The 26,938-nt window shown below is 64.0% G+C and carries 23 protein-coding genes; 11 read left to right on the top strand and 12 right to left on the bottom strand.

Going from position 1 to position 26,938, the window contains the following annotated elements; all coding sequences use genetic code 11:
• The first annotated feature begins 36 nt into the window (after positions 1-36).
• From raiA to B0E50_RS15400, 7 genes are all read left to right on the top strand, one after another.
• Positions 37-360, top strand: coding sequence for a ribosome-associated translation inhibitor RaiA (gene raiA, locus B0E50_RS15430; RefSeq protein ID WP_077442225.1), 324 nt, complete (start codon positions 37-39; stop codon positions 358-360).
• 133 nt (positions 361-493) lie between these two features.
• A complete protein-coding gene (hprK, locus tag B0E50_RS15425) occupies positions 494-1,444 on the top strand; it encodes an HPr(Ser) kinase/phosphatase (protein WP_077442224.1) in 951 nt (316 codons plus the stop codon).
• Between the two features lie 4 nt (positions 1,445-1,448).
• Complete coding sequence (gene rapZ / locus B0E50_RS15420) at positions 1,449-2,357, top strand: RNase adapter RapZ (RefSeq protein ID WP_077442223.1); 909 nt, start codon at positions 1,449-1,451, stop codon at positions 2,355-2,357.
• 37 nt (positions 2,358-2,394) lie between these two features.
• Positions 2,395-2,787 carry a PTS fructose IIA subunit family protein gene (locus B0E50_RS15415; protein ID WP_077442222.1) on the top strand — a complete coding sequence of 131 codons (393 nt, stop codon included), beginning with the start codon at positions 2,395-2,397 and terminating at the stop codon, positions 2,785-2,787.
• On the top strand, positions 2,780-3,049 hold the full coding sequence (locus tag B0E50_RS15410; RefSeq protein WP_077442221.1) for an HPr family phosphocarrier protein: 270 nt from the start codon (positions 2,780-2,782) through the stop codon (positions 3,047-3,049). Before B0E50_RS15415 ends, B0E50_RS15410 begins: the two co-directional genes overlap by 8 nt.
• 68 nt (positions 3,050-3,117) lie before the next feature.
• The gene (gene ptsP / locus B0E50_RS15405) at positions 3,118-4,863 is read left to right on the top strand and encodes a phosphoenolpyruvate--protein phosphotransferase (protein WP_077442220.1); all 1,746 of its coding nucleotides are present in this window, start codon (positions 3,118-3,120) and stop codon (positions 4,861-4,863) included.
• Between the two features lie 165 nt (positions 4,864-5,028).
• A complete protein-coding gene (locus tag B0E50_RS15400; RefSeq protein WP_254427310.1) occupies positions 5,029-5,943 on the top strand; it encodes a hypothetical protein in 915 nt (304 codons plus the stop codon).
• A 95-nt stretch (positions 5,944-6,038) separates the two neighbouring features.
• On the opposite strand, the gene B0E50_RS15395 is transcribed toward B0E50_RS15400, so the two are convergent.
• Positions 6,039-6,926, bottom strand: a complete 888-nt coding sequence (locus B0E50_RS15395) for a LysR substrate-binding domain-containing protein (RefSeq protein WP_077442219.1) — start codon at positions 6,924-6,926, stop codon at positions 6,039-6,041.
• Positions 6,927-7,013: 87 nt separating this feature from the next.
• On the opposite strand from B0E50_RS15395, the gene B0E50_RS15390 reads away from it, so the two are divergent.
• Both B0E50_RS15390 and B0E50_RS15385 read left to right on the top strand, forming a co-directional pair.
• The gene (locus B0E50_RS15390; RefSeq protein WP_077442218.1) at positions 7,014-8,054 is read left to right on the top strand and encodes a YeiH family protein; all 1,041 of its coding nucleotides are present in this window, start codon (positions 7,014-7,016) and stop codon (positions 8,052-8,054) included.
• A 447-nt stretch (positions 8,055-8,501) separates the two neighbouring features.
• On the top strand, positions 8,502-11,684 hold the full coding sequence (locus B0E50_RS15385; protein WP_168170897.1) for a protease pro-enzyme activation domain-containing protein: 3,183 nt from the start codon (positions 8,502-8,504) through the stop codon (positions 11,682-11,684).
• A gap of 283 nt (positions 11,685-11,967) precedes the next feature.
• Here the strand turns inward: B0E50_RS15385 and tsaB are convergent, their stop codons facing one another.
• The gene (tsaB, locus tag B0E50_RS15380; protein WP_077442216.1) at positions 11,968-12,660 is read right to left on the bottom strand and encodes a tRNA (adenosine(37)-N6)-threonylcarbamoyltransferase complex dimerization subunit type 1 TsaB; all 693 of its coding nucleotides are present in this window, start codon (positions 12,658-12,660) and stop codon (positions 11,968-11,970) included.
• The gene (gene creD, locus B0E50_RS15375; protein ID WP_077442215.1) at positions 12,657-14,027 is read right to left on the bottom strand and encodes a cell envelope integrity protein CreD; all 1,371 of its coding nucleotides are present in this window, start codon (positions 14,025-14,027) and stop codon (positions 12,657-12,659) included. Before creD ends, tsaB begins: the two co-directional genes overlap by 4 nt.
• A 197-nt stretch (positions 14,028-14,224) precedes the next feature.
• Between creD and lepB the strand changes: the two genes are divergently transcribed.
• Positions 14,225-14,899, top strand: coding sequence for a signal peptidase I (gene lepB / locus B0E50_RS15370; protein ID WP_077442214.1), 675 nt, complete (start codon positions 14,225-14,227; stop codon positions 14,897-14,899).
• Positions 14,900-14,903: 4 nt separating this feature from the next.
• Here lepB and B0E50_RS15365 read toward each other — a convergent pair whose 3' ends face one another.
• From B0E50_RS15365 to B0E50_RS18030, 4 genes are all read right to left on the bottom strand, one after another.
• Positions 14,904-15,308: a DUF4440 domain-containing protein gene (locus B0E50_RS15365; RefSeq protein ID WP_254427309.1), complete on the bottom strand. Its 405-nt coding sequence runs from the start codon at positions 15,306-15,308 to the stop codon at positions 14,904-14,906.
• A gap of 43 nt (positions 15,309-15,351) precedes the next feature.
• Complete coding sequence (locus B0E50_RS15360) at positions 15,352-15,720, bottom strand: VOC family protein (protein WP_077442212.1); 369 nt, start codon at positions 15,718-15,720, stop codon at positions 15,352-15,354.
• A gap of 11 nt (positions 15,721-15,731) precedes the next feature.
• Complete coding sequence (locus B0E50_RS15355) at positions 15,732-17,705, bottom strand: ATP-dependent DNA helicase (protein WP_077442211.1); 1,974 nt, start codon at positions 17,703-17,705, stop codon at positions 15,732-15,734.
• Between the two features lie 280 nt (positions 17,706-17,985).
• Complete coding sequence (locus tag B0E50_RS18030) at positions 17,986-18,198, bottom strand: hypothetical protein (RefSeq protein WP_139350894.1); 213 nt, start codon at positions 18,196-18,198, stop codon at positions 17,986-17,988.
• A gap of 418 nt (positions 18,199-18,616) precedes the next feature.
• On the opposite strand from B0E50_RS18030, the gene B0E50_RS15350 reads away from it, so the two are divergent.
• Positions 18,617-19,006, top strand: a complete 390-nt coding sequence (locus B0E50_RS15350; RefSeq protein WP_077442210.1) for an MAPEG family protein — start codon at positions 18,617-18,619, stop codon at positions 19,004-19,006.
• A 58-nt stretch (positions 19,007-19,064) separates the two neighbouring features.
• Here the strand turns inward: B0E50_RS15350 and B0E50_RS15345 are convergent, their stop codons facing one another.
• The 5 genes from B0E50_RS15345 to B0E50_RS15325 form a co-directional block, all read right to left on the bottom strand.
• The gene (locus tag B0E50_RS15345; protein WP_077442209.1) at positions 19,065-19,598 is read right to left on the bottom strand and encodes a tetratricopeptide repeat protein; all 534 of its coding nucleotides are present in this window, start codon (positions 19,596-19,598) and stop codon (positions 19,065-19,067) included.
• 2 nt (positions 19,599-19,600) lie between these two features.
• Positions 19,601-21,946 carry a penicillin-binding protein 1B gene (gene mrcB / locus B0E50_RS15340; RefSeq protein WP_077442208.1) on the bottom strand — a complete coding sequence of 782 codons (2,346 nt, stop codon included), beginning with the start codon at positions 21,944-21,946 and terminating at the stop codon, positions 19,601-19,603.
• A 111-nt stretch (positions 21,947-22,057) separates the two neighbouring features.
• The gene (locus tag B0E50_RS15335) at positions 22,058-22,912 is read right to left on the bottom strand and encodes an NAD-dependent epimerase/dehydratase family protein (protein WP_077442207.1); all 855 of its coding nucleotides are present in this window, start codon (positions 22,910-22,912) and stop codon (positions 22,058-22,060) included.
• A 7-nt stretch (positions 22,913-22,919) separates the two neighbouring features.
• Entirely contained in the window at positions 22,920-24,617 is a 1,698-nt protein-coding gene (locus tag B0E50_RS15330; RefSeq protein WP_077442206.1) for a hypothetical protein, read from the bottom strand.
• 155 nt (positions 24,618-24,772) lie between these two features.
• Positions 24,773-26,893, bottom strand: a complete 2,121-nt coding sequence (locus B0E50_RS15325; RefSeq protein WP_077442205.1) for a bifunctional (p)ppGpp synthetase/guanosine-3',5'-bis(diphosphate) 3'-pyrophosphohydrolase — start codon at positions 26,891-26,893, stop codon at positions 24,773-24,775.
• Positions 26,894-26,938 lie beyond the last annotated feature (45 nt).

The following is a 26,938-nucleotide window of genomic DNA, read 5'->3' as shown; positions in this document are numbered from 1 at the left end:
CGAAACGCGGCACTGCACCACCAGAGGAGGCGACCCATGCAATTCCAACTCAGCGGCCAGCAGATTGAAGTCACCCCGGCCTTGCGCGACCACGCCACCGCCAAGCTTGACCGCCTCACCCGCCTCGACGAAAAACTGACCAGCCTCGCCATCGTGCTGTCGGTCGACAAGCTCCGACAATGTGCCGAGGGCACGCTGCGCGTCACCGGCGTCACCCTGCATGCCGAAGCCGCCGAGGCCGACATGTACGCCTCCATCGACATCCTGTTCGACAAGCTGGTCATCCAGCTGCGCAAGCATCGCGAGAAAGTCAGCGACAAGCATCAGCACGAAGCGCGCGAAGCGCGCCAGTACGGCTGATTCCGCCAGCGGTCCGCCTTTCCGGCGGGCCGCTTTCATTCCGACCGAAGGCGCATAACCGTCCAAGCTGGCACAATGGTCACGTTGCCGCACAAGCCCACCGGGCTGTCCATGCGGCACAAGGGATCTTCGCTTGGACCGGATCAGCGCGCGACAACTCTACGATGGCGTCCACGAACGCATGGCCCTCCGCTGGCTGTCGGGCATGCGCGGGGAAACGCGCGTGATCGAACCCGGGGCTGCACAGTCGCGCCGGCCGTCGCAGATCGGCTACCTCAACGTCATCTACCCGAACAAGATCCAGATCATCGGCACCGAGGAGCTGAACTTCCTCGATGCGCTGGATTCGCGCCAGCGCTGGGAAGTGATGCACAAGATCGCCGCCTACCAGCCGGTGGCACTGATCGTGACCAAGGACCAGACGGTACCGGCCGACCTGCGCGAAGTCGCCGAGGAAACCAACACGCCGCTGTGGATCAGCCCCAAGCGCGGCCACGAGCTGCTGACCTACCTGCAGTACCATCTGGCGCGCATGCTGGCGGCGAAAACCACCCTGCACGGGGTGTTCCTGGAAGTGTTCTCGATCGGCGTGCTGATCACCGGCGAAGCCGGTTCCGGCAAGAGCGAGCTGGCGCTGGAACTGATCAGCCGCGGCCATCGATTGGTCGCCGATGACGCCACCGAGTTCACCCTGATTGCACCGGACGTGATCGACGGCAGCTGCCCCGAACTGCTGCAGGACCTGCTGGAAGTGCGCGGTCTGGGGGTGCTCAACGTGCGCGAGATGTTCGGCCACATGTCGGTCAAGCCATCCAAGTACCTGCGCCTGGTGATCCACCTCAAGCCGTTGCGCGATGGCGAAGATACGGACGCGCTGACCCGTCTCACCGGCGATATCGGCCATCGCGAGATCTTCGACGTGCCGGTGCCGATGATCACCATCCCGGTGGCACCGGGACGCAACCTCTCCGTACTGGTCGAAGCCGCCGTGCGCAGTCACGCGCTGAAGAGCAAGGGCATCGATCCGGCCCAGACTTTCATCGACCGTCAGGCGCACCAGTTGCGCCGGCTGCCGCCGTGGTGAACTCATGAACGAAACCGATACGCCCCTGCTCAACACCTTGGTCGATCCGCGCGAGATCCACCTCATCGTGCTCACCGGCATGTCCGGTGGCGGCAAGACGGTGGCGCTGCGGGCGCTGGAGGATCTGGAGTTCTACTGCGTCGACAACTTGCCCTCGGCGCTGCTGCCCCAGTTGGTCAATGCCGCCACCAGCGGTGAACGCCGCGGCCGGCCGCGACGCATCGCGGTCGGCGTCGACGTGCGCAACCGCGGCGCGGATTTCGAGCTGATGCCCACGGTGCTGTCGGAACTGGCCGCCGCCGGCGTGCAGGTGCATCTGATCTTCCTCGATTGCAGCGATGCGGTGCTGATCAAGCGTTACTCGGAGACCCGCCGTCGCCACCCGCTGGCCACCCGCGGGGTGTCGCTGGCCGACGCGATCGTGGAAGAGCGTCGGCTGTTGCGCCCGTTGATGGCGATCGCCGAAAAAGTGATCGATTCCAGCGAGCTGAACGTGCACCAGCTGCGCCGGCTGGTCGCCACCGGTTACGCGCAGGCGACCGAAGGACTCACCCTGATGTTCCAGTCGTTCGCGTTCCGCCGCGGCCTGCCGCTGGATGCGGACTTCGTATTCGACGCACGCTGCCTGCCCAACCCGCACTGGCATGCACACCTGCGCCCGCTGTCCGGCAAGGACGCGCCGGTACGCGACTTCCTCGATGCCGAACCACTGGTCGCCGAATACTTCGCCGACACCGCGCGCTGGCTGGATGCCTGGCTGCCGCGTTTCGAGCAGGACGACCGCAGCTATGTGACGATTTCAGTCGGCTGTACCGGCGGCCGACACCGCTCGGTCTACCTGGTCGAGAAGCTCGCCGCCCATTACCGCACCCTTCGCGAAGGCGTGCTTACCTTCCACCGCGAGCTGGAGTGAAGACCATGCCGTCTGCAGATATCACGGACAGCCAGCCATGAATGTCGGCGTGCTGTTGATGACCCACGAGGCAGTCGGCCAGGCATTGATCTCCGCCGCACACCACGTGATGCCGAAACTGCCGCTGCAGGTGGCTGCGGTGGAGATTCCGCCGCAGTCCGATCCGGACGTGATGCGCACGCTCACCGTGCGCCACGCACGCGAGCTGGACCAGGGCGACGGTGTGCTGGTGCTGGCCGATCTCTACGGCGCCACACCGTGCAATATCGGGTTGTCACTCGGTGCGCTTGGCGTGCATCTGCGCTGCGTTTCCGGTCTCAACCTGCCGATGCTGTTGCGCGTACTCAACTATGCGGAAAAACCACTGGACGAACTCGCCGAGATCGCGGCCAGCGGTGGCCGTGGGGGGATTTTCATCGATCATGCTTGAACAAGAAATCGTGGTTTCCAACAAGCTCGGCCTGCACGCGCGCGCCTCCGCCAAACTGGTACAGCTGGTGCAGGGTTTCAAATCCACCGTGTGGCTGGTCAGCAAGGGACGCGAGATCAACGCGCAAAGCATCATGGGTGTGATGATGCTGGCCGCCGGCATCGGCACGCCACTGACCATCCGCGTCGATGGCCCGGATGAGCAGCCCGCGCTGACTGCCGTGGTCGAGTTGTTCAATCGCAAGTTCGACGAGGGAGCATGAATGGGTAGTGCGTCTGCCAAGCGGATGATCCTCGTTCCCATGCCGATCCGGCATGGGAGGTGGTGCGCATGAGGCATGTGCTCAGTGGCACCATCGCCGCCCATGGCATGGCGCTGGGCCGGGCACGGTTGGTGCAGCCCAGCCGATATACCGTCGACACCCGGCCGTTGGCCGAGGACGAGATCGAGGCCGAGCTGGAGCATTTGCATCGCGCGCTGGATACGGCACGGCAGGAGCTGCGCGAACTGCGCGGCAAACTGAATGGCGCGCTGGCCCGCGAGGTCAACGAGTTCATCGACGCACACAGTCTGCTGCTGGATGACGCCGAGTTGCTGCGCGGCCTGGATGACCTGGTGCGGATCGGCCACTACCGCCCCGGCGCTGCGCTGAAGAAGCAGCGCGACCGCCTGTCCGCCGTGTTCGAGGCGATGGACGATCCCTACCTGCGCAGCCGCAAGGAGGATGTCGAGCAGGTAATCAACCGGGTGATCTCCGCCCTGCAACGGCAGACCAGTCCGGAAGAACGCAAGCTGGCCGCGCGCGTGGGCGAGATCCTGATCGCCGACAGCATCGCGCCGGCGGACATGGCGCAACTGGCTGGCAATGGCCTGCTCGGCGTGGTCGGCAGTTCCGGCAGCCCGTATTCGCACAGTGCGATCCTGGCGCGCAGCCTCGGCCTGCCGATGCTGGTCGGCACTCGCGATGCACTGTCCAACATCCACGACGACGATCTGATCCTGCTCGACGCAGAGCGCGGCGAGGCGGTGGTGCATCCCACTGCGCAAGACCTGTCGCGCTATCGCGCCTGGCAACGCGAGGCAGCGATCGAGGGACGCCGCCTGGCCAAGCTGGCGAATGCGCCCACGCGCACCCGCGACGATGTCGAAATCTGCCTGTACGCCAACGCCGAAACCCCTGCCGACGTGGCCAACGCACGTGCTCGCGGCGCCGACGGCGTCGGTCTGTACCGCACCGAATTTCTGTTCCTCAAACACAAGGGACTGCCATCGGAAGACGAACAGTTCATCGCCTACCGCGATCTGGTGATGGGCATGGGTGGTCTGCCCGTGACCATCCGCACGCTGGATCTCGGTGCCGACAAGGCCGATGCCGCCGGACTGGTGTTGCGCGGTGAGGAGAACCCCGCCTTGGGCGTGCGTGGCGTGCGTCTGTCATTGCGCTACCCGGCCGTGTTCTCCACCCAGATCCGCGCGATCCTGCGCGCCGCCTGCTATGGCCCGGTACGCGTGCTGGTGCCGATGGTGACTCAGCCAGACGAGCTCATCGCGGTGCGCACGCTGTTCAAACTGGCCCGGCAGGAGTTGAAGCGCGAGAACATCGACCTGCCGGAGAAGCTGCCACTGGGCGCGATGATCGAGGTGCCGGCCGCAGCGATCAACGTGCGTGCCCTGCTGGAGCACGCCGATTTCCTTGCGATCGGCACCAACGACCTGGCCCAGTACGTGCTCGCTGCCGACCGTGGCAACGACGCACTGGAAAACATCTACAACCCGCTGCAACCGGCACTATTGCGGTTGCTCTCGCACGTGATCAGTGCGGGCCGCCGCGCGAAGAAGCCGGTCAGCCTGTGCGGCGAGATCGCTGGCGACGTGAACTTCACCGCGCTGCTGCTGCTGCTGGGGCTGCACGAATTCAGCATGCATCCGGGCCAGATCCTGCAGGTACGCGACCGCCTCGCCACCCTGGATCATGCCCACCTGCGCCGCCACGCGGCCCGGCTGCTGCGGGCACATACACATGAACAGGCCGAGACGCTGCTCAACGAAATCATGAGCGCAGCAGCCCTGGCCTGAAGAGGCGCTCAAGCTGTTTGCAAGAAAGCGTCACTGGCCGTGCAAACAGGTCCGACCTCGTTTCAGCCCGGTTCGGATGGCCAGTGCGATTGACGCATTCCCGGCATCCGCCATTCCCGATTCGTCACGAATTGTTTCGGCAGCTTTTACATATCCCGGCGCACTGTGTCTGGTCAGGGGAAGCAGCTGCGTGCCCAGGCGGATCAACCGGATTCTCAGCGCGGCCACGCCGCCGACATCGCGCATCCGATCAACAGCGTTGGGGGAGGACCCATCATGAAGAAGTTACTGCTCGCCGGGTTGCTTGGAGGGTTGCTGGTAGCGTGGCTGATGCCCGCACCGGCGATGGCACAGAATGCCTTCGACGGTACCTGGAAGGTCGATTTGAGCAAGGCTCACATGCCTAAGAAACCGGACGTCCTGCTTTTGCAGAACGGGATATATGAGTGCAAGACGTGTGCGCCAGCCATCAGCGTCAAGGCAGATGGTGAAGATCACAAGGTTACTGGCCACCCCTATTTCGACATGATGGCGGTCAAGGCCGCCGATGATCACTCCATCCAGGAGACCGACAAGCGCGACGGCAAGGTCGTCGCGACGTCAACCATGACCGTTGCTCCCGACGGGAAAACCGCGACCTTCGAATTCACCGACAGCAGCAACACCAATGCCGACCCGGTGACAGGCAAGGGCAGCATGACCCGCGTGACCATGGGCCCAAAGGGAGCCCATGCCATTTCCGGCTCCTGGCGAACGACGAGCTACAGCAGCGTTTCCGACAACGGACTGACCTTCGCCTACAAGGTCGACGGTGACAACCTGAGCATGACCAGCCCGACCGGCCAGTCCTACACCGCCAGGATGGACGGCACGGACGCGCCCTACAAGGGTGATCCGGGTACCACCAGCGTCTCGATCAGGAAGCTCGGCAAGAACAGCCTGCAGGAAACCGACAAGCGCAACGGCAAGGTGATCAGCATTTCCAAAATGACCATCGCGGCCGATGGCACGACGATGAACATCGCCGTCGACGACAAGCTGCGCGGGACCAGCATGTCGTTTGTGGCGACAAGACAATAACTCCGCAAGCGGCCATGCACCTGGACGAATTCTCTGCATGACCGCGGATTGCGCAGGCCATGGACGGCCTGCCGCGGGTCAGCCGTGACACGGACTCAACGGCCAAAACTGGTGCTGTCGAGGAATGCGTCCAGCAACGCACCGCGATACTTCTGCCGATGCAGCAACAGCGAGAGCTTGCGCCGCAGATCGAGGAACGGGGTTTTCAGTGCCTTCAACCGTCCCGTCGCAAGCGCGTCGGTAACCGCCACCGCCGGCAGGCAGGCGATGCCCAGTCCGGCGACCACGACCTGCTTGATCGCCTCGATCTGATCGAGTTCAAGCACGGTTTCGCCAGGAGGAAGTTGCGCCAGCACCCGCTCGCTGATCGCGCGCGTCGCCGAACCAGGCTCGCGCAATACCCAGCGCGCACCGGCGAAATCCGTCGGCTTCAGGCTGCGCTTGCGTGCCAGCGGATGCTCGGGTGAAGCGCAGACCACCAGCAGGTCGTCGCGCCACGGCAACACTTCCAGCAGGGGATGGGTCACCGGCCCTTCGACACAGCCGATGTCCAGGCCGTGATCCAGCACGCCTGCGGCAATCGTCTCGGTATTCGCCACACGCAGGCGGATCGCTACCTGGGGATGCGCACGCACGAACGTGCCAAGCAGTTCGTCCACGCGGTAATTGCCCACCGTGTTGCTGGCGCCGATGCGCAGCTCGCCCCCCAGCGCCGAGCCATCCTCACTGCCACGTCGGCCGAATTCGGCATGCCGCTCCAGCAGCTCCTGCGCCAGCGGCAGCAGTTCGCGGCCACGCGCATTGAGACGCAGGCGGCCGCGTTCGCGTGCAAACACCGGCGCATCCAGCTGCCGCTCCATCTCGGCCAGTGCCATGCTGGCAGCTGGCTGGGTCAGGTGCAGCCGCTCGGCGGCGGCACGTACGCTGCCATGCAACGCGATCTGCACGAACACTTCAAGCTGGCGCGGGCTGATGTTGATCATCAGCCTATCTTATACGTCTTATCAGATATTCCAAATTTTCCTGATTGATGCGGACGCGGACAATGGCGCAACTTCCGGAGTCCATGCATGAACGCGTCATCCATCGCCACCCTTGTCCACCCCACGTTGCGCAGCCGCGCACCCGGCCTGTTGCTGGCCATCGTGATCGCGCTGGTGGCTTGGCAGCTGGGCCGGTTCGCGCCACTGATCGGCGGTCCGGTGTTCGGCATCGTGCTGGGTATTCTGGTGCGCAACCTGTTCGCTCCCGGTGCACAGTTCGCGCACGGCATCGCCTTCGCCGGCAAGCAGGTGCTGCAGTGGTCGATCATCACGCTGGGCTTCGGCCTCAGCCTGAGCCAGGTAGCGAAGACCGGCCTCGAATCGCTGTCGGTGACCCTGGTGACGATGACCGTGGCGTTCCTCGCCGCGCGACTGCTTGGCCGCTGGCTTGGCGTGCACGACAAGCTGAAGATCCTGATTGGCGTGGGCACCGCAATCTGCGGTGGCTCGGCAATTGCCGCGGTGACACCGATCATTCGGCCCGACGACCACGACACCGCGTTCGCGATCTCCACCATCTTCCTGTTCAACCTGGTCGCGGTGCTGCTGTTTCCGCTGCTCGGCCACCTGATGCACATGTCCGACATGGGTTTTGGCCTGTGGGCCGGCACCGCGATCAACGACACCTCGTCGGTAGTTGCCGCCGGCTACAGCTACAGCCATGCCGCCGGCGACTACGCCACCATCGTCAAGCTGACCCGTGCCACCCTGATCATCCCGGTCTGCCTGGTCCTTGCCCTTGTGGTCGCCGCGCGCGAAAAGCGCCGACACAAGCAGGAAGGCAGCGTCGGCCATTTCAGCCTCGCCAGTATCTTCCCGTGGTTCATCCTGTGGTTTCTGGTCGCCTCGGCGGTACGCACCGCAGGTCTGGTTCCTGTAGCGATCCAGCCTGCCATCCATCTGCTGGCAGAGTTCCTGATCATCGTGGCGCTGACCGCGATTGGCCTGTCAGCAGATTTGCGCAGGATGATTGCCAGCGGTGCGCGGCCGATCCTGCTTGGTCTGGGCGTGTGGATCGCCGTGTCGGTGAGCAGCCTGATGGTGCAATTGGTGATCGGAAAGCTCTGATATCCAGCTCTGACACCTCACTTTTTGCGCGCATCTTGCGCAAGTTCTTGCACACGTGCATCCGTCATGCGGTTCTGCAATGCTCACGCACTCGGAGAAATTGTCCGGGAAAACCGAACCTGTCCGGGGACCCTTTATTCAGCCATTCGATCCATGGGCTGGGATGCAGGGACGGATTTGTGCTTCGAGATTGGCCGTAGCCGGGGGGTCGGGGAAATCCAAGGTTGTATCGCATACCAACGCGTGACGTTGCCGGCTATTGCCGCCGTGCAACGCGGTGATGATCGATCTATCCAAAGGGGATTAAAAATGCACAACAAACACTTCATGTGGCTTGCCACATGCGGGCTGGTGGTTGTCGGCGGTCTACCCGCTGTACAGGCCACGGCACCGAAGGCTGCACCAAATATTCCAATGACGGCCGCCGCGCCGCTCATCACGAGCGCCGTGGACAGCAGCCAGCTCGTCGCGGTCAAAGGCAGCGTGCTGCCGGCAGCGAGCGCCAAGTTCGATACCGGCGCGCTTACCTCAAGCAAGCAACTCAAGGGCATGACACTCCTGCTCAAACGCAGCCCGGATGTCCAAGCCCGTTATGAGTCCTATCTCACCCAGCTGACTACTCCGCATTCGCCCTACTTTCACAAGTGGCTGACGGCGCAGCAGCTCGGCGACAAATTCGGCCCGTCCAAGCAGGACATCGCCAAGGTCAGCCAGTGGCTGAGGTCACAGGGCCTGAGCGTCGGCAGCCTGTCCAAGTCCGGCATGCGTCTGCATTTCTCCGGCAATGTCGCCGCCGTGCAAAGTGCATTCCATACCCAGTTGCACAGCTATACCGTCAATGGCGAGAAGCATTTTGCCAATGCCAGTGCCCAGCAAATTCCTGCGGCGCTGTCCCAGGTTGTCGCTGGCGTCGCCTCGCTGAACGACTTCTTCCCGAAGTCGCAAAAGAAGGATGTGGGCACGGTCAAGAAGGGCAGCACCGGCCACTGGACCAAGGTCGCCAATGCACCAGGCTTCACGAATCCTCCGGGTGACGTTAATCCCAACACGCAATACGACGTCGTTCCGGCGGACTTCAACACCATCTACAACGTCAATTCGTTGTGGGCGGGCACCGCCATCGCTGGCTCGACCACACCGATTCGTGGTGCCGGCCAGACCATCGCCGTGCTCGAGCGCACCGATGTGCTGCCCGCTGACATCGCCACGTTCCGTTCGGCGTTCCTGCCAGGCAATGCGGCTGGTGTCGTGAGCTATACCAGCGTCGACGACGGTGGTGGCTCCTGCGTCGATCCAGGCACTAACGGTGATGAGGGTGAAGCCGCTTTGGACGCCGAGTGGGCGGGTGCGGCGGCACCGGATGCCAACATCACGTTTGCCGCTTGTGCCGACAGCGATACCGACTTTGGTCCGTTTATCGCCGCCGAAAATCTGCTGGACAACAATCCTCCGCAGGTCATGAGTCTGAGCTACGGCGGCTGCGAAGTTGCGCAGGGTCCGGGGGAAGAAGAGGTCGTGGAACTCTGGGGCGAAGCGGTGGCCGAAGGCACCACCGTCTTCGTTGCATCGGACGATGCTGGCGCCGCAGGGTGTGATCAGAATGAGGCTGCCGCTTCATACGGCGTAGCGGTCAATGGTCTCGCCTCCACTCCGTACGATACCGCTGTGGGTGGTACCGACTTCTACGACATCGGCAAGGCCGCCACCTACTGGAGCAGCACCAATGCTGCCAATGGCGGATCGGCGCTGGGCTATGTGCCGGAGCAGACCTGGAATGACTCCTGCGCAAGCAATGTGCTGTTTACCCTGGAAGCCGGCAACGGGCATTCGGGGACCGGCGATGGCGAGGCGTTCTGCAACACCAGCTTCGGTCAGAATTTCCTGGATACAGCCGGTGGTGGTGGCGGTGCCAGTGCAGACTTCTACAAGCCCAGCTGGCAGGTAGGCGTGTACGGTTCAGCTGCACAAAATGTTCGCATGCTTCCGGACGTATCCCTGTTTGCCGCCAATGGCCTGTATGGTCATGCGCTGCTGTACTGCATGTCGGATGCGAACGAAGGCGGCACGACCTGTGACTACACCAACCCGGATGACGTGGTCTACAACTCGGCCGGCGGTACCTCGTTCGCTTCACCGGCCATGGCCGGTATCCAGGCCTTGGTGGATCAGGCCATGGCTGTCTCGCTGGGTAATTCGGGTGAGAGCTTTTCCCTGGGCAACGTGAATCCGGCGATGTACCTGTTCGGTACGCGCGAATACGGCACCCAGGGGGCACCCAACACCGCTTCCGTGGCCGCCTGCAATTCGTCGACTACCCCGCTTGCGGGCAATAAGTGTGTATTCAACAACGTCACCGTGGGCAATATCGATGTTCCGTGCTATGCAGGTACGCCGAGTTGCTATAGCCGTGGGCTCGATGCCTATGGCGTGCTCAGCCTCGGCGGCAGCGTCAGCCTGGTGCCCGCCTATGCCACGAATGCCGGTTACAGCTACGCCACCGGCCTGGGCTCGGTGAATGCCGCCAACTTGGCCAGTGCTTCGGTCAACTACAACAAGGTGGGATTCGATGGGGGAAGCTATGAATTTTTCCCCATGGCTCCCAGCGACTTCCTCACTTCCAACTCCACTCAGTTCCCGGGTGACGAAGGTCAGCTTCCGTTCCAGGTCGATGGACGTACCGACGTGGCGCTGGTCAACCCCACCACGGGCACCTTGACCGAACTCGGCATGGTCGGCAGCACGGTCAATGCAACCATCAATGAGACCGGCCTGCTCAAGGGCTACACGATCGCCGCCATTGGCGACTTCAATGGCGATGGCATTGCCGACTTTGCCTTTACCAACCCTGCCACCAACGAGCTGTATATCCTGCTCAATGACGGCAATGGGCACACGGCCGCCTATGATGCCGGCAGTTACCCGACCGGATGGACCATCGTCGGTGCCGCTCGTATCACCAGTGGTCAGATGCAGCTCGTATGGCGCAACAATGCGTCGGGTCAGGTTGGCTGGTGGACGTTCAACACCTTCACAGCCGGTGCCACCACGGGAGCCGTCGGTACCGTGACGCATACGATGTCGCCACTCATCACGGCAGCCAGTGGCTACAAACTCACCCTGGCCAACGTCAGCGGCAATTACTACGCCGATTTTGTCTGGATGGGCCCGAGCAACGACTTGTATATCTGGACCAACGACGGGGGCCCGCTGGGTGGCGTGTTTACCTCGCACTTCATCGAGAATGTCCCGGCAGGCTGGACCCTGCAGGGGGCCGGCGACGTCAATGGCGATGGCGACAGCGACCTGCTCTGGACCAACACCAGCACCAACCAGTTCGGTTGGTGGCTCATGAACGGAACATCGATCGTCCAGACCCAGACGCGTGCGCTCGCACCGGGATACTCGATCGCGACAATCGGCGACTTCAACGGTGATGGCCTCGTGGATATCCTGTTCACCAACGCCGCAGGCAACGCTTATCTGTGGACCAGCCTGGGCAACGGCTTCCAGTCGTTCATGCTCACCGATCCGACGGGGGCGGCCATAACCGTCCCGGCAGGTGCGCAAGTGGCTCCCAATCGCCTGCAGGGTTATCCTGCTGACAATGGAATTTTCCCGGACTTTTTTTAACACGTCCTACTGATTCCATATAAACCTGAGCCGGGCGAAAGCCCGGCTCTTTTTTTGTGCAGGGAACCACCGCAGGCCTAGCCTGTTTGGGCCGTTAAGCGACGCGCGGCTGAGTAAAGCGAAAAGGCGTCATCCATGTCCGTGCGTCGAAGAAAAGCCGGCAGGACAGCAGGTCTCGGGGTACCAGAGCTATTTTGAATTGTTGACAGAAATTGGGTTAACCTGATTTCAGCAATACAGAGCTTCGTGAAAATAGCATTCCACAGCTCAGCAAATAGGTAGCTCAGGCCTTGCCCTGTTCCACCAGCGTCAACGCCACCTTGTCGCGCAGATACACCGGCAATGCCAGCTCCGGTGCCTGCATACGGCCAGCCCTGAATTCGCGCAGCGCCAACTCGGCGACATGCGCAGCCTGCGGATAGCGCAGGCCATCGGCCGAATGCAGGGTGCCGGTAAGGCGCTCGCACAGTACCGTGGCATAGGTGGCCCAGCCGCTGCCGACGACCTGCCACGCGGCGGCTTGCGGCAACTGCAGGGTCTCGGCGGTGCAGATGCGTTCGTCGTCCAGCGCGATCAATCCGCCGTTGTCATCGCGGCGGTAACAGGCGGCGTAGATATCGCCCATGCGCGCGTCGATCACGGCGAGGATCGCCGTGCCTTCCTCTTCCGGAGCTTCCAGCGCCAGCGCAGCCAGCGACGAAATGGTGATCACCGGCAGGTCCAGCGCCAGCGCCACACCTTGCGCCAGCGATACGCCGAGCCGCACACCGGTGAAGGCACCGGGACCGCGACCCACGGCGATGGCGTCCAGCGCATGGCGGCCGATGCCAGCTTCGGCGAGCAACGCATCGGCCATCGGCAATACCAGCTCGGTATGCCGGCGTGGCGCGATCTCGCTGCGCGCGATCAGTTCGTCGCCGTGGATCAGGGCAACGGAGCAGGCTTCGGTGGCGGTTTCGATCGCGAGCAGGTTCATGGCTGCACCATGATAGCGGCTGGCGGCGCCGGTGGCGGCACAGCGGGTTCCGACGTCATCGGTACGTAGGCGTACCAGTCGATGCGGCGTGTCAGGTACATCATCAGCGCGACCATCACCAAGAGCACCAGCGCACCGATCAGCAGTGCATACTGCTCGGCGGCGATCAGCCCGTACAGCATCGCGTAGATCAACGCGATCACGCCGCCCAGTAGCAGGCCAGCCCGTCGCGCGCGCAGCACCGCCGTCGCGTAGCCGCCGATGATCAGCACCACGGCCGCTGCGGCCGCCGCATACGCCGCGCCGAAACCGATCTGCTCGGACAGTGCCAGCAGCACCACGTAGAACGTGGCCAGTGCCGCGCCGACCAGCAGGTACTGCACCGGATGCACACGCAGCCGCTTGAGTACCTCGAACAGGAAGAACGCGACGAAAGTCATCGCGATGAACAGCAGCCCGTATTTCCCCGCACGCTCATTGCGCTGGTAGACGTCGACCGGCTGGTACAGCTGCACGCCGAACGTCGATGCCTGCAGCGACTTGTCCATGCCATCTCCGCCATCTGTCCAGTGCTGGCCGTAGCTGCGATTGAGATCGAGCAGGTGCCAGTGCGCGCTGAATCCTTTCGCATCGAGCTGATGTTCCAGCGGCAGTGCCGCGCCGACGAAGCTGGGATCGCGCCACGGAGCACGCATCGTCACGTCGGTGCTGCGCGCCAGTGGCAGCAACTGCAGCGACTCGGTGCCCGCCAGCTTGAGGCTGATCTCTACATGGATCGGCTGGTTGCCCAATGCGTCCAGATCGATCGGCACCACCACGTTCGACCACGGGCCGAGACGGTCGGCCGACGAATCGAAACGTGCCGGCTTGCCATTGATGCGCAACTCGCCGACTTCCTGCAACCCGCGCAGATCGCCGATCGGCAGCCGCAGCTCGGCCTTGCTGCCCTGCCACTGGACATTGCTGGCCTGCTTGAACTGTGCCAGATCCTCCGCCCGGAAACTGCCATCCAGTTTCACCGTGGCGACGAACACGGGCGCGTCGTAGATGCCGTAGCGCCGCGTCTGCACGGCCAACGCCACGTCCGTGGTCAGCGTGTCGGCCAGGATGCTTTCGCTGCCGGCACGCCATTGCGGCGGCTGGTTGTCCGCCACCGTCGCCTGATGCAATGTCGGCACCGTCAACACCGGGCCACCCAGCACCTGTGCCCCACCCCAGCCTTGCGCGATCTGCGCAATCGCTGTTTCGCGCAACAGCTGGCGCTCGTGCACCAGTCCGCTCACCTGCAGCAGCGGTATCGTCATCAGCAGCGCCAGCACGCCGATGCCCAGCACCTTGGCCGTCACCGTCTGTGTCCATGCACTCATCGAATCGCACTCCCTGGATTGGAGCCTCGATCACAACAGCCACCACGGTAAGCCGGCGGGCAACGCCGGCCTGGCTGCGGGCCGGAAGGTGGCATGGCGATGGCCGTGAAACTTCGCGTTGCCCATGCGGTCATCCAGTAACAGGCATTCAGCCGCAGATATCCGGCTCGCCATTCCACCAAGAAACAGGGGGTTCCATGCACGCGATCGCGAGGTTCCTGGGACGCAACAAGGGTTTCATCACCTTCATGCTGTGCATGGTCATGTTCCGTAGCGCAGTGGCCGACTGGAACGTGGTGCCGACCGGCTCGATGCAACCCACCATCAAGATCGGCGACCGCATCTTCGTCGACAAGGCGGCCTATGACATCCGCCTGCCGCTGACCCACATCTCGTTGATCCATCTGGCCGACCCGCAGCGCGGCGACATCGTGGTGCTGGACTCGCACGCCGCCAACGAGCGGCTGGTGAAACGGGTGATCGGCCTGCCTGGCGATGAAGTCGCGATGCGCGGCAACGTGCTCTATATCAACGGCCATGCCGCCAGCTATGCCGTCGGCAACTACAGCGGCATCCACGACGACCTGCAGAATCCGGCGCATTACGAAATCGAGCGCTATGGCGACATGCACCACGCGATACGGCTGTCGGTGAACCGGCCGAGCCCAGCCAGCAATTTCGGACCGGTGAAGGTACCCGCCGGCCAGTACCTGCTGCTCGGCGACGATCGCGACAACAGCATGGATTCACGCTATTTCGGCTTCTTTCCGCGTGGCGAGATTGTCGGTCGCTCGCGCTATGTAGTCGCTTCGCTGGATCCGCAGCATCACTATCTGCCGCGCAATGATCGCTTCGGCGCGGCCCTGGATTGACGGCTCAGCTTCCTGCTACTTCGGTACCCTGATGGAACACGATCTTCCAGCCGTCCGGCGTATGCCGCCAGACAGTGGCGCGCCGGGTCAGCCGTGAGCCCTGTCGCAACGTGTAGGTGAGCAGGTAAAGATCCGTGGCGAGCGCGCTACAGTGAAACCCGGAGGTTTCCCATATATCCGGCTCGGGAGAGTCGCGCCGTGCATCGAGCACGTCCAGGACATACTGTCGGCTATAGCGCCGACCGGATGCGCCCACTTCCCAGAAGTCCGCCTCGGTCATACGCTCGAAATCGGCGCGGCTGGTGCCGAACTCGGGACGATGAAAGATCGGTTCGCGTTGACGCAGTGCTTCCAGCACGCCCAGAAGTTCAGGCGCGGTGGACAGATCGGGCTCCATCTCGGCCGTCATCTATCGGACTGTCACATCAGTAGCCAGACACGGATATACAGATTCACGCCGGTGGCTGCCACAGCTCGATCCGCGTACCGTCCGGATCCATGATCCAGCCGAAGCTGCCAAGTTCGTTGGTGTCCGTGCGCTCGTCCACCGTGACACCGGCGGTGCGCAGTTGCGCCAGCAGCGCAGCAAGGTCGTCCACGCGAAAGTTGATCATGTACGGCTGCATGCTTGGCGCGAAGTAACCGGTATCGGCGGCGAACGGCGCCCATAGCGTGGAGCCGGGACGCGCAGCGTCCTCGTCGAAGCGCACACCGCCCCAGTCTTCGAGAGGCAGGCCAAGGTGCTTCGCGTACCAGGCGCTGAGTGCGGCCGGGTCGCGTGACTTGAAGAAGATTCCACCGAGTCCGATTGCCTTGGCCATGTCCCGTCTCCTCAGCCCGTGGCTGCTGTCGTGTTTTCCGTATCGTCAAAGAATGCCCGCACATCCGCCAGCTCGCGCGTGCGTGGCATCGGCGGCAGGCTGGCCAGGAACAGCTTGCCATAACCCTTGGTAGTCAGTCGCGGATCGCACAGAACCAGCACGCCGCGATCATGCACGTCGCGGATCAGCCGGCCGGCGCCCTGCTTCAGTGCGATCACCGCGCTGGGTACCTGCCAGCCCATGAACGGGTTGATGCCGGATTGTTCCAGTGCCTCCAGCCGTGCCATCAGCACCGGATCGTCCGGTGCTGCGAATGGCAGCTTGTCGATCACCACCACGCTGAGCGCCTCGCCGACCACGTCGACACCTTCCCAGAAACTCGCCGCACCCAGCAACACGCCATGGCCGCTGGCGCGAAATTCCTCCAGCAGGCGTGGCCGCGGCGCGGTGCCCTGCACGAACAATGGCCACGGCACCTTGTCCTGCAGCAGTTCGGCCGCCCTACGCAGGGCGCGATGCGAGGTGAACAGCAGGAATGCGCGACCGTTCGAGGCGTGCAGCGCCGGCAACACGGTCTCGATCACTTGCTCGGTGTAATCGCGTGCATTGGGATCAGGCAGGCCGGACGGCAGATAACACAGCGCCTGTCGCGCGTAGTCGAACGGGCTTTCCAGGCTAAGCGTCTGCGGATCATCCAGCCCGAGCTGACGTGCGAAATGATCGAAGTTGCCGGCCACCGACAGCGTGGCCGACGTGTGGATCCACGCCGCATGGGTACGCTCGCGCAGGCCGCGCATCGGTACCGCCAGATCCAGCGGCGTGGCGTACAGGGCGAAGCCGCGTGGAAGGGTTTCGTACCAGCGCACATCATGATCGCCGTGCGACTCGACGATGCGGTCAAGCCGTTCGATGAACAGGTCAGCGCGCTCATGCAAGTTCGCGAAACCACGCGAGCGCTCGGCCTGCGAGGCGAGCAGTTCAGCCAGCGTGGCGAGTAGTTCGCGCAAATCATGCAACCCCTCGCGCACACCGGCGCGATCCTCCAGTTGCTGGAACGAACCACGCGATGGCAACGCATCCATCGCCAGCCGCAGCTTGCGCAATGCATCCTGCAGCGCTTCGACCGGCTCCAGCAGCAGGCCGATCGCGCCGGTAATGCCGTTGCATTCGGTCAGCGCATCCTGTGCCAGCTCGGTCAGCTGGCGCGCGCTGATGCTCTGCGAGAAGAACTGGCCGGCCAGCTCGGGAATCTGGTGTGCCTCGTCCAGGATGAAGGCTGCCGCGCCCGGCAGGATCTCGCCGAAGCCATCCTGCTTCAGCGCCAGATCGGCAAACAGCAGATGGTGGTTGACCACCACCACGTCCGCCTCCATGGCCTCACGGCGCGCCTTCACCACATGGCAATCGTCAAAGAACGGACACTCCACGCCGAGGCAGTTTTCCGGCGTGGAGGTGACCCGCGGCCACAGCGGCGACTCCTCCGGTACTTCGGCCAGTTCCATCCGGTCGCCGCGGCGCGTGCGCGCGGACCACGCGCGGATCGTCGCCAGTTGCGCTGCCTGCGTGCGCTCGAACGTGGCACCCTCGCGCACGGTCTGGTCGAGCCGGTACAGGCACAGGTAATTTGCGCGACCTTTCAGCAACGCGGTCTTCAGGCGCGCACTGAGCACCGAACGCACCTTCGGCAGATCGCGGAAATACAGCTGGTCCTGCAGCGTCTTGGTGCCGGTGGAGATGATCACGCGCTCGCCGGAGAGCAGCGCAGGCACCAGGTACGCAAACGTCTTGCCGGTACCGGTACCGGCCTCGGCGATCAACGTGTCGCGTCCGGCAATGGCATGTTGCACCGCGCGCGCCATCGCCTGCTGCGCCAGTCGCGGTGCGAAGTTCGGCAACTCGCGCGCGAACGGGCCATCGGCGCCGAGCAGGGTGCCGATGACATCGGCAGGCGGGTCATCCGGCCGCGTATAGTCAGAATCGATCATCGCTGAAGTATGGCCCAGCACTGGCATGCGGCAAACCGGTTCCAGATGAGAACGCCGGCGACAGTGAGGGCCCGCGCCTTCCTGGCGATCGCTCTTCAGGTCAGTTCCACTGTTTGCCTGCGTTCCTTCGCATACCATTCCAAATCACCGCAGTGGACAAGCGCTGCGAATGATTCGCGGCGGCCTATCCGTGACCGTACCAGCCAAGTGCTTCATCACGCGTTGCCATTAATCGTCCGTTTAACGCCACTGATGGTTTCCGTCGAAACCGGCCCGTTCGTCACAGATCAAACTCCCCGAAGGGATAATCCACGCCCAAGGTATAGGCCGGGAAAACATCTTCCCGGGCCTCTATAACGGGAGGAACCACTCCCTTGACGCGAAGATCGACGCCAACTGTCGAAGTACAACCACACAATTTCGGCAAACCGACCGTTTGTCCAAAAACAAGCGATGGATAGATCAGAAGATATTTATCGTTATGCATAGCCATTCTTATCCTGAAACGGATTGTTGAATCGACGGGCGATTCATGCGTTCCCTGAAAGCCACGAGCTGTTCGCTCACAACCTCCAGGTGAAGCCGTCCTTGAACCCGTCATCCACAGCACGGTGCGTGATCTGCCCGTCGTATGACAGGCGGGTCTCAACCATGACCTTTTGCTTCCACCTTGCTACGACGTTTGTCGGTCGCGAAATTGAAATGGCCGACGTGGGCGGCCGCGCAACGGAAGGGCGGGGAGCTCCAGGCGACTGTCATCGCCTGCGCTGGGCGCTCTATTGCATCCAGCACCCCCGGGATGAGGTGCCGCGCGGGTTGGCAAATATGCGCTAGCCAGAGGTGCGCAAAGTCAGCACTGGCAGCCGTAACGAAGGAGGTCCACGATACCGTGACCATGAAGGAGACGCGTCATGAGCATCGAGTTGCGCATGCTGGCTTGGAGTGTCGTACTAGGGTTGGTGCAGATCGCGCTTGCCGCGATCTTTTCGGTCAGTCAACGCGGACTGGGCTGGGCCGCCGGTGCACGCGACGGCGTCACGCCAGCGCTGACCGGCGTCGCCGCCCGGCTGGATCGTGCCCGTGCCAATTTCCTGGAGACTTTCCCGTTCTTCATCGCCGTGGTACTTGTCGCCTGCCTGCTGCCGCGCCACAGCGGCATGACCGTGCTGGGTGCGCAACTCTACTTCTGGGCGCGCCTGGTTTATGTGCCGGTCTATGCGGCAGGCATCCCCTATTTGCGCACCCTGATCTGGGCGGCAAGCATCGTCGGCATCGTGTTGCTGCTGACAGCACTGTTCTGAAAAGCTTGTGCCGATGCGTCGAAGCTGCTCGCGATCTGCTGCCATCCCATCATCACATTCAATACCGCTGCACGCCTGCCTTGTGACACTGCGGCACCCACTTGCGCGCGGTGTCGGCACCGGCCTCATCGCCAGCCTGCAAGCGCATCTCCACGATGGTCTGCCAGTTGCGTGCGCACAGCGGACCAAGCTTGGGACCAAGCGACCACGACTGGTGGGCGAACCTTTCGGCACCGGCAAAATCCTTCAGGCGTATCGCGATCTCGGCGCGATCCTGCAGCAGGTCGGGTGAGTCCGGGCTGAGCTTGAGCGCCTGGTCGAGATTGACTGCCGCGTCTGCGTAGCGGCCAGCCTGCTCATCCTTCTTTGCCGCGTCCTGCAATGCGCTGACACCGGGATCGCGCAACGGGTTGACGTCGATGACCGACTTTTCGCGATCACCCGCGGCATGGATCGCACCGATCATGTCGTGATCCGGCACCACGATCGGCGTGACCGGCGCCTGCGTCCGTTCAAATAGATTACAACCGGCGAGCAAGCTGACGGCCAGCAGGATGGGAAGTACGAATAATTGCTTCGAGGAATGCAGCATGGTTAATTCCGGATGGGTGTGTCGGTTGCGGCCGGTGCAGCGCTGGCGGCAGAGGCTGGATGGTCACCGCCACTGAACAGGCTCTGCACACCTTGCCAGAAACAGCCCTCGGTATCACTGGATAGTGTGCCGGCAATCACCGGCACCTGCAGTGCACCTTCGCACTGCGACTCTGTGCGCTTGCCGTCGGCCGGATTGATCCAGGCCATTTCCAGTCCGGCGGCCGGAGCAGCGGACAGCGGCCCGGTCGGCAGCTTCGCGAACAGTTCGCGCCATGCGCGCAAGGCACCGGTGGCGCCGAACAGACCGGTCGACTTGTTGTCGTCGCGGCCCATCCAGAAAATCGCCAGATGCTCGCCAGTGAAGCCGGCGAACCAGCTGTCGCGGGTATCGTTGCTGGTGCCGGTCTTGCCCGCCGCATGCAACCACGCCAGCCCGGAATTGCCGATCGCACTCGCCGTCCCGCGCAGCGCGACCTGCTGCATCGCCCAGGTAGTCAGATGCACCGCGTCCTGGTACTCGCCCTTGCCTCCCTGCACCTGGTAACGCTTGATGGTGATGCCGTTGCCGTCGACCACGCCACGTACCGCCACCAGCGGCAATGCATGACCGTCGGCAGCCAGATACTGGTACAACTGGGTCAGTTGCAGCGGCGCCAGATCAAGCGCGCCAATCAGCAGCGACGGACCCGGATTGACGTTGCTGAGGCCGAACGATTCGAGGAACGACTTGATCCGCGGCAGACCCACCGCCAGACCAAGACGGATGCTGGCGAGATTCCACGACTGCTCCAGTGCCTCGACCATCGGCACCTGACCGTGGCTCTGGTTGTCGTCGTTCTGCGGCGTCCACATGCTGCCGTCGGACTGGCGCATGCTGATCGGGCTGTCGTCGAGCAGACTGGCCAGATTCCAGCGTTCCGGATCGGTCAACGCCACCAGGTAAACAAACGGTTTGACCGTCGAGCCGATCGGGCGACGTGCATCCAGCGCGCGATTGAAGCCCTGGTCGCCCGGGATCTTGCTGCCAACCACGGCCAGCACACTGCCGGTCTGCGCATCGGTCACCACCGCCGCAGCCTGCAACGTATCGGCCCGCTTGCCGAGCGACTTCATGGTGCTGGTGATCGCCTGCTCGGTGTAGAGCTGGGCAGCCGGATCGAGCGTGGTGAAGATCGACAGATTGCCCTGGCGCAGCGTGTCGTCATCGAAATCGGCGGTGATCTGCGTGCGCACCAGCTGCATGAACGCGGGGAAGCGGTTGTGCGGCAGCTGGCCGTTGCTGACGATGTCCAGCGGTGCCGCCTGCGCGGCACTGGCCTGCGCGGCGGTGAGCAGACCGGTATTGGTGAACTCCTGCAGTACCAGGTTGCGACGGGTCAACGCCCGTGCCGGTGCACGACGCGGGTCGTAATAGCTTGGCCCCTTCACCATGCCGACCAGCAAGGCGATCTCCTGCGGCCGCAGATCCTCCAGCCGACGACCGAAGTAGAACTCCGCGCCCGCGGCAAACCCGTGGATGGCCTGATCACCCTGCTGACCAAGGAACACATCGTTGACGTAGGCCTCGAGGATCCGATCCTTGCCGTAATGCGCCTCCAGCAGCATCGACATCAATGCTTCATTGATCTTGCGCGTGAAGTTCTGGTCGCGGCTCAGGAACAGGTTGCGCACCAGCTGCTGGGTCAGCGTGGAACCACCCTGCACGGTATGCCCGGCCCGCAGGTTGGCGAATGCCGCACGCAGGATCGCGCTGAAGTCGACGCCGATGTGATGCTTGAAGTCGCGGTCCTCGACGGCCTGCAGCCCACCGACCAATAGCGGCGGGACATCGGCGAGTCGCACGAAGCGCCGCTCTTCCTGGCTGGCACCGTACAACGTGGCGATGCGCGCCGGATCCAGGTGGGTCAGTGCGATGCTCTTGCCACTCCCTGCATCCTGCACCGACTGCACGTTCCCCTTGCCCAAGGTCACACGGATGCGCTTGGGCAATTCGCCGCCATCCGGGCCGGCGTAGCCGCGCGAGGAGATGGTGTAGCGCGTACCCTGTCTCATCCAGCTGCCGGCCACCTCGCCGTGACCATCGTCGCTGTAGCCGGCAAAGGTCAGCTCCAGCTCCAGCGCAGCCGGTGTCATCGGTGTGTCGGCCGCCAGCGGCAATGGACGCGCATACACGCGCGTGGGCACGGCGAACACCAGATCGTTGAAGCGATCCTGCACGCGTTTGTTCAGCACCAGCGTGTACGGCAGCACGAAGCCGAACAACAGGCCCATGCCGATCCAGAACGGGATGCGCAGCCAGGGCCAGCAGGCGCGCGCGATCGAACGTGTACGGGTCAGTAGATCCAACGTGAGGAAATCCGGCGGCAGAGTAAGTCGATCATAGGGCCTGCATCCCGGCGCGCAAATGAACGCCGCGGCCGGTTTCGGGGCAAGACGGGGGCAAAGTGACGGGTCGCCTTATACCGGCGGTATCCACATCGACGAGTCGGGACGGAACGGCCGCGGGTTGATGCCGAGCAATCGGCGCAATTCGTCGTTGTCGGCGATCAGGTCGGCGTCCAGCCGATTCAGCGGCCCCCGCAGTGGCGGCAACGCATGTTGCCCCAGCCGCAGCAACCACGCCGGCAGCGGCAGCGGCACGGTGGTCCGTGTCAGGCTGCTGCGCACCCGCGCAAACATTTCCGTGGCCGGCAGGCGTTCACCGCCGCCGATCGACAGGATGCGCCCGGCCGCTGCCGGGCACTCCAGCGCCGCCAGCACGGCCTGGGCGATGTCGTCCGCATGCACCGGCTGACGCAGGCCGTGCCCGGCCGGCAGCGGAAACAGCCGCAGGCGCATCGCACGACGGGCAATCGGGGTCAGGCTCTTGTCCAGGCCGGCACCGTAGATCAGGGTCGGTCGCAGCACCGTCCATGCACAACCGTGACGGGCGCAGGCGGCAGCCAGTGCCGCCTCGCCCTCGCGCAACTGGCGCGAGATGTCGCGCTCGGCCGCCACGCTGGAATCGCGCTTGGTCTCGGCACTCATCGAACTGGTGGCGATCACGCGCGGTGCATCACTCAACGGGACATTCGACAACCACTCCGCCAGCGCCCACAGCGGGCCGAAGCTGATGATCGCCGACAACGGCGGCAGCGCCGGCACGGCTGCCGGGAATGAGCCCTGCAACCACTCCACGCCGCCCTGCGCAGGTCGCGCCCGCTCCGATCGTGGATGTCTGCTCAGCGCCAGCACTTGCTCGCCGCTGGCACACAGGCGCGACAACAGGAAATGACCGATCTGACTGCTGCCACCGAGAACCAGTATCGTCATGCCGCGCTCATTGGCTGGCTTGCAACCGCGCGCTGAGATCCAGCAGGCGGGGATGATTCGGCGCCAGCTTGCGGGCCTGATCCAGCGATTGCGCAGCACCTGCGCGATCACCGCTGGACAGCTGCTGCTCAGCCTGGTCGAGCCACGCCGACGCCAGCCGGTTGCCCAGCGGGCCCTGCGCGGCATCGCCCGGCGCCAGATCGGCGAGGTTCGCCAGCATGTCGCCGGCCCGCTTCAGCTGGCCGCTGGCCAGATCCTGGTTGAACTGCTGTTCGACCTGGCCCGGCAGTCCCTGCAACCCCTGCAGTGCGGCGGCATTGTTGCCGTCGATCGCCAGTGCACTGCGATACAGGTCATACGCGCTGTCGCCCGGCGGCATCATGATATTGCCGTTGCGGGTGGCTACCTGCGCGCGCTGCACCAGCTGCGTCACCGCTGCGCCTTGCTGCGGCGACAGCGGTGCCTGCGCGGGAGGGGCCACACCATCATCGTCTGATGGTGCTGCCGCGGCGCCCTGCACCTGCAAGGCATTGGCCAGGCGTGCACGCGCTGCGGCAAGGTCGGCCGATTTCGGTGCCAGCGCAGCCGCCTGGTCAAGCAGTTTGCCGGCCTGCGTGATGTCACTCGCATCAATGGCTGCATTCGCCTGCACGGTCAGCGCCTCCGCCACATCACCAAGGCCGCCCTTGGCCTGGGCATTGTCCGGATCAAGCGCAAGCGCCGCCTTGAAATAGGCCAGCGCGGTATCGTCGCCGGGACCGCCGATGCGGCCCGCACGCAGCGCATCCCTGCCCTGCTTGAGGGCAGTATCCAGCGCACTGTTGTCCTGCTGCTGCACCTGCGCCTGCAGTGCGCGCAGCGCTGGCAGCGCGCCATTGTTCGGCTGCAACGCGGCGAGCTGCTCGATGTTCGCGTTGGCCTGCGCGCTGTCGTGCGCGTCGAAGGCCTTGCGTGCCTGCACGGCCAGCGCATCACCCACCTGGTCCAGTCCGTGTGCGGCCACCGCATTGCCGGGGTCGGCCTGCAACAGTTGGCGATACAGCGCACCGGCGCCCTGCGGACCATCCAGTTGCCCAGCAGCCAGTGCCTGCTGGGCACGATCGACCAGGTCCACCGTCGTTACCTGTGTGGCATGCGCTCTGGCGATCGACTGGTCGAGCCGATCGATGTCGCTGCCGCCACCGAGCAATTCGCGAGCTGCTGCGGCCTGCTGCGTGGCCTGCGCCAGCTGGCCGGCCTGCAGGGCAGCATCAGCCTTCGACAACTCGGCCTGTCCGACCTGACGCAAGCCAGCGCGGGCACGGTCGTTGTCCGGTTCCAGCGCCAGCGCCTGTTGGAACAGCTCACGCGCGCTGGTGCCGTCCTGACCGTCCAGATGGCCGGCCTGCAAGGCCTGCTGCGCCTGTCCCAGCACGTTGTTGAAATCGGTGCGCGGCACCTTGCTGCTCAACCAGTCCCGGTTGAGCCACAGCGCGGTAACCAGCCCGATCACCAGCAGGAGCAGCAGCGGAACCAGCCAGCCGCGCCGACCACCACGCCGTGGCGGCGACACCGTTCGTGCACGCGTATGACGCGGCTCGACCTTTACCTCTGGCAAACCGTCACCGGAGGACGCGCGCGGTTCGTCCAGGTGATCGAGATCACCCAGGGTGGGTTCGGTGCGACGGGGCGCATCCGCGTCGTGCTGGTCTCGGCGTCCGCTCATGATCCATGTCTGTCGAAACAACGGCTGCAGCTTAGCATCGGGCTGTCGACGCGCCTCGTACCGCCACCACGGGCGTTCAGCTTGCAACGTGCGTAGCTCGGCGAACCCGGCAATCGTGGCAGCCTCTACTGAGACTCGCGGAGATATCCGCTAGTTCAACCGGTGCCGACACGCCGCACGTCGACTACGTTCGGTAGCGCCAGCAGCTTGCCAAGCAGAGTCGACAGCTGGTCGAAATCGCGCACGCGCAAGGTGAAGCGCATCTCCGCCTCACCGGCGTTCGCGATCAGCCGGCTGGACGACGCGATGATGTGCACGCTGGCATTGCTGATGACGCCGGTGACGTCCTTCTGCAGGCCCTTGCGGTCATAGCCGCGCAACTCGATGTCGACCTCATAGGCCTGGCTCGCAGCACGCCCCCAGCTGACCTCGATCACCCGGTCCGGATCACGCCGCGCCAGTCGCGCCAGGCTGCCGCAATCGGCGCGATGCACCGACACGCCACGGCCGCGGGTGATGAAGCCGCGGACGGCATCACCCGGCAGCGGCTGGCAGCAGCGCGCCAGTGTCGTCAGCAGGTTGCCGATGCCCTCGATGCTGAGCGCGCCATGATCGGGCGCGTTCGTCCGCGCGCTGACTGGTGCAGGCACCGGTGCCACCGGCTGCGCGGCCTCCTGCAGCACACGGGCGATCTGGCCCGGCGTGATCTCGCCCAGCGCCAATGCGATCAGCAATTCATCGTGGTTCTTCAGGTGAAAGTGCGCCGGCAGCTTCGCCACATCCGCGGTCGACAGCGCCAGCCGCTTCATCTCGCGTTCGAACATGCCACGGCCGACCGCGAGATTGGTGTCGTGGGCGATCCGGTGGAACCACGCGCGCACCTTGTCTTTCGCCCGCGACGTATTGAGATAGCCATGGTGCGGCGACAGCCAGTCGCGACTGGGATCGGCCACCTTGGCGGTGAGGATCTCCACCCGATCGCCACTCTGCGGCTGGAACGTCAGCGGCACGATACGGCCGTTGACCTTGGCGCCGCGGCAACGATGACCGACCTCGGTGTGTACCAGATAGGCAAAGTCCAGCACGGTCGCGCCGCGCGCCAGATCGAACACCTCGCCCTTGGGCGTCAGCAGGTAGACACGATCCTCCAGCAGTTCGGTATGCAGGTCGGCGGCCAGTGCATTGTCGTCCTCGCCACGCGGCTCCAGCAGCTTGCGCATCCAGGCGATCTTCGCCTCGAACTCGGCGTCGGCACTCCCACCCTCCTTGTAACGCCAGTGTGCAGCCACACCGAGTTCGTTCGCGCGATGCATCTCGTGGGTGCGGATCTGCACTTCCAGCGTGCGTGCGGCGGGCCCCAGCACGGCAGTGTGCAGCGACTGGTAGCCGTTGCTCTTGGGGCGCGCGATGTAGTCGTCGAACTCGCCCGGAAGATGCGGCCAGCGCGAGTGAACCACGCCCAGCGCGGCATAGCAGTCGGTGACGTTGTCGACCAGCACGCGCACCGCGCGGATGTCGTACAGATCGGAAAATTCCAGCGCCTTGCGCTGCATCTTCTTCCAGATCGAGTAGATGTGCTTCGGCCGTCCAGCCAGGTCGGCACGGATGCCGGCTGCGGTCAGCGCCTGCTGCAATTCGGCCAGCGAGTCACGAATGAAGCCCTCGCGATCGGCACGACGCTCGTCCAGCAGCCTGGCAATGCGCTGATAGGTCTCCGGCTGCAGGAACCGGAAAGCAAGATCTTCCAGCTCCCACTTCAATTGCCAGATACCCAACCGGTTCGCCAGCGGCGCATGAATGTCACGGGTCAGCCGCGCCAGCGCAGCACCCTGTTCCGGCGACAATGCCGCCGCGGCACGCATCCGCGCCAGCTGGCGCGCCAGCAGCACGAACACCACGCGCAGGTCGCGCACGATCGCCAGCAGCAACCGGCGCAACCCTTCGGAACCGCCTTCCGGTGACCGCTGCGCGTGCAACGCCCACACCTGCTCAGCAGCCTGCTGGCCGGCGACCAGCCGCTGCAACTCTGCCGGCAACTTGCTGCCCTGCGTGGCCCACAACGCCGGATCGACTCGCGCCAGCTCGAACCACAACGCTGCCGCCTGAGTCTGGGCATCGCAGCCCAGCATGCCGAGCAGGTCCAGCACGTCGCAGCACTCGGCCTCCGGCACCGGCTCCGAGCTGCAGGCCTGCAGCGCCTCGGCCAGCAGCGGTGACAGGTTCTGGGCGCGCTCGCGCCATTGCAGAAGACTGGGTTTTTTGGCGTCTCGGGCCATGGGAAAGATTATCCGTTGCTGACGGTGATAGTAGCCGCAGCCGGC

This window comes from Rhodanobacter sp. C01, assembly GCF_002001045.1.
In the GTDB taxonomy this organism is placed as follows: Bacteria; Pseudomonadota; Gammaproteobacteria; order Xanthomonadales; family Rhodanobacteraceae; genus Rhodanobacter.
The sequence above is the reverse complement of the archived record's forward strand: the minus strand, read 5'-3'. Positions and strand labels throughout refer to the sequence as shown.

What these genes read in the sequence shown, in the direction of transcription:
- raiA (WP_077442225.1), top strand. Translation starts at nt 37, where the DNA reads ATGCAATTCCAACTCAGCGGCCAGCAGATTGAAGTCACCCCGGCCTTG.
- rapZ (WP_077442223.1), top strand. Translation starts at nt 1,449, where the DNA reads ATGAACGAAACCGATACGCCCCTGCTCAACACCTTGGTCGATCCGCGC.
- B0E50_RS15415 (WP_077442222.1), top strand. Translation starts at nt 2,395, where the DNA reads ATGAATGTCGGCGTGCTGTTGATGACCCACGAGGCAGTCGGCCAGGCA.
- B0E50_RS15410 (WP_077442221.1), top strand. Translation starts at nt 2,780, where the DNA reads ATGCTTGAACAAGAAATCGTGGTTTCCAACAAGCTCGGCCTGCACGCG.
- ptsP (WP_077442220.1), top strand. Translation starts at nt 3,118, where the DNA reads ATGAGGCATGTGCTCAGTGGCACCATCGCCGCCCATGGCATGGCGCTG.
- B0E50_RS15395 (WP_077442219.1), bottom strand. Translation starts at nt 6,926, where the DNA reads ATGATCAACATCAGCCCGCGCCAGCTTGAAGTGTTCGTGCAGATCGCG.
- B0E50_RS15390 (WP_077442218.1), top strand. Translation starts at nt 7,014, where the DNA reads ATGAACGCGTCATCCATCGCCACCCTTGTCCACCCCACGTTGCGCAGC.
- tsaB (WP_077442216.1), bottom strand. Translation starts at nt 12,660, where the DNA reads ATGAACCTGCTCGCGATCGAAACCGCCACCGAAGCCTGCTCCGTTGCC.
- creD (WP_077442215.1), bottom strand. Translation starts at nt 14,027, where the DNA reads ATGAGTGCATGGACACAGACGGTGACGGCCAAGGTGCTGGGCATCGGC.
- lepB (WP_077442214.1), top strand. Translation starts at nt 14,225, where the DNA reads ATGCACGCGATCGCGAGGTTCCTGGGACGCAACAAGGGTTTCATCACC.
- B0E50_RS15365 (WP_254427309.1), bottom strand. Translation starts at nt 15,308, where the DNA reads ATGACGGCCGAGATGGAGCCCGATCTGTCCACCGCGCCTGAACTTCTG.
- B0E50_RS15360 (WP_077442212.1), bottom strand. Translation starts at nt 15,720, where the DNA reads ATGGCCAAGGCAATCGGACTCGGTGGAATCTTCTTCAAGTCACGCGAC.
- B0E50_RS15355 (WP_077442211.1), bottom strand. Translation starts at nt 17,705, where the DNA reads ATGATCGATTCTGACTATACGCGGCCGGATGACCCGCCTGCCGATGTC.
- B0E50_RS18030 (WP_139350894.1), bottom strand. Translation starts at nt 18,198, where the DNA reads ATGGCTATGCATAACGATAAATATCTTCTGATCTATCCATCGCTTGTT.
- B0E50_RS15350 (WP_077442210.1), top strand. Translation starts at nt 18,617, where the DNA reads ATGAGCATCGAGTTGCGCATGCTGGCTTGGAGTGTCGTACTAGGGTTG.
- B0E50_RS15345 (WP_077442209.1), bottom strand. Translation starts at nt 19,598, where the DNA reads ATGCTGCATTCCTCGAAGCAATTATTCGTACTTCCCATCCTGCTGGCC.
- B0E50_RS15335 (WP_077442207.1), bottom strand. Translation starts at nt 22,912, where the DNA reads ATGACGATACTGGTTCTCGGTGGCAGCAGTCAGATCGGTCATTTCCTG.
- B0E50_RS15330 (WP_077442206.1), bottom strand. Translation starts at nt 24,617, where the DNA reads ATGAGCGGACGCCGAGACCAGCACGACGCGGATGCGCCCCGTCGCACC.
- B0E50_RS15325 (WP_077442205.1), bottom strand. Translation starts at nt 26,893, where the DNA reads ATGGCCCGAGACGCCAAAAAACCCAGTCTTCTGCAATGGCGCGAGCGC.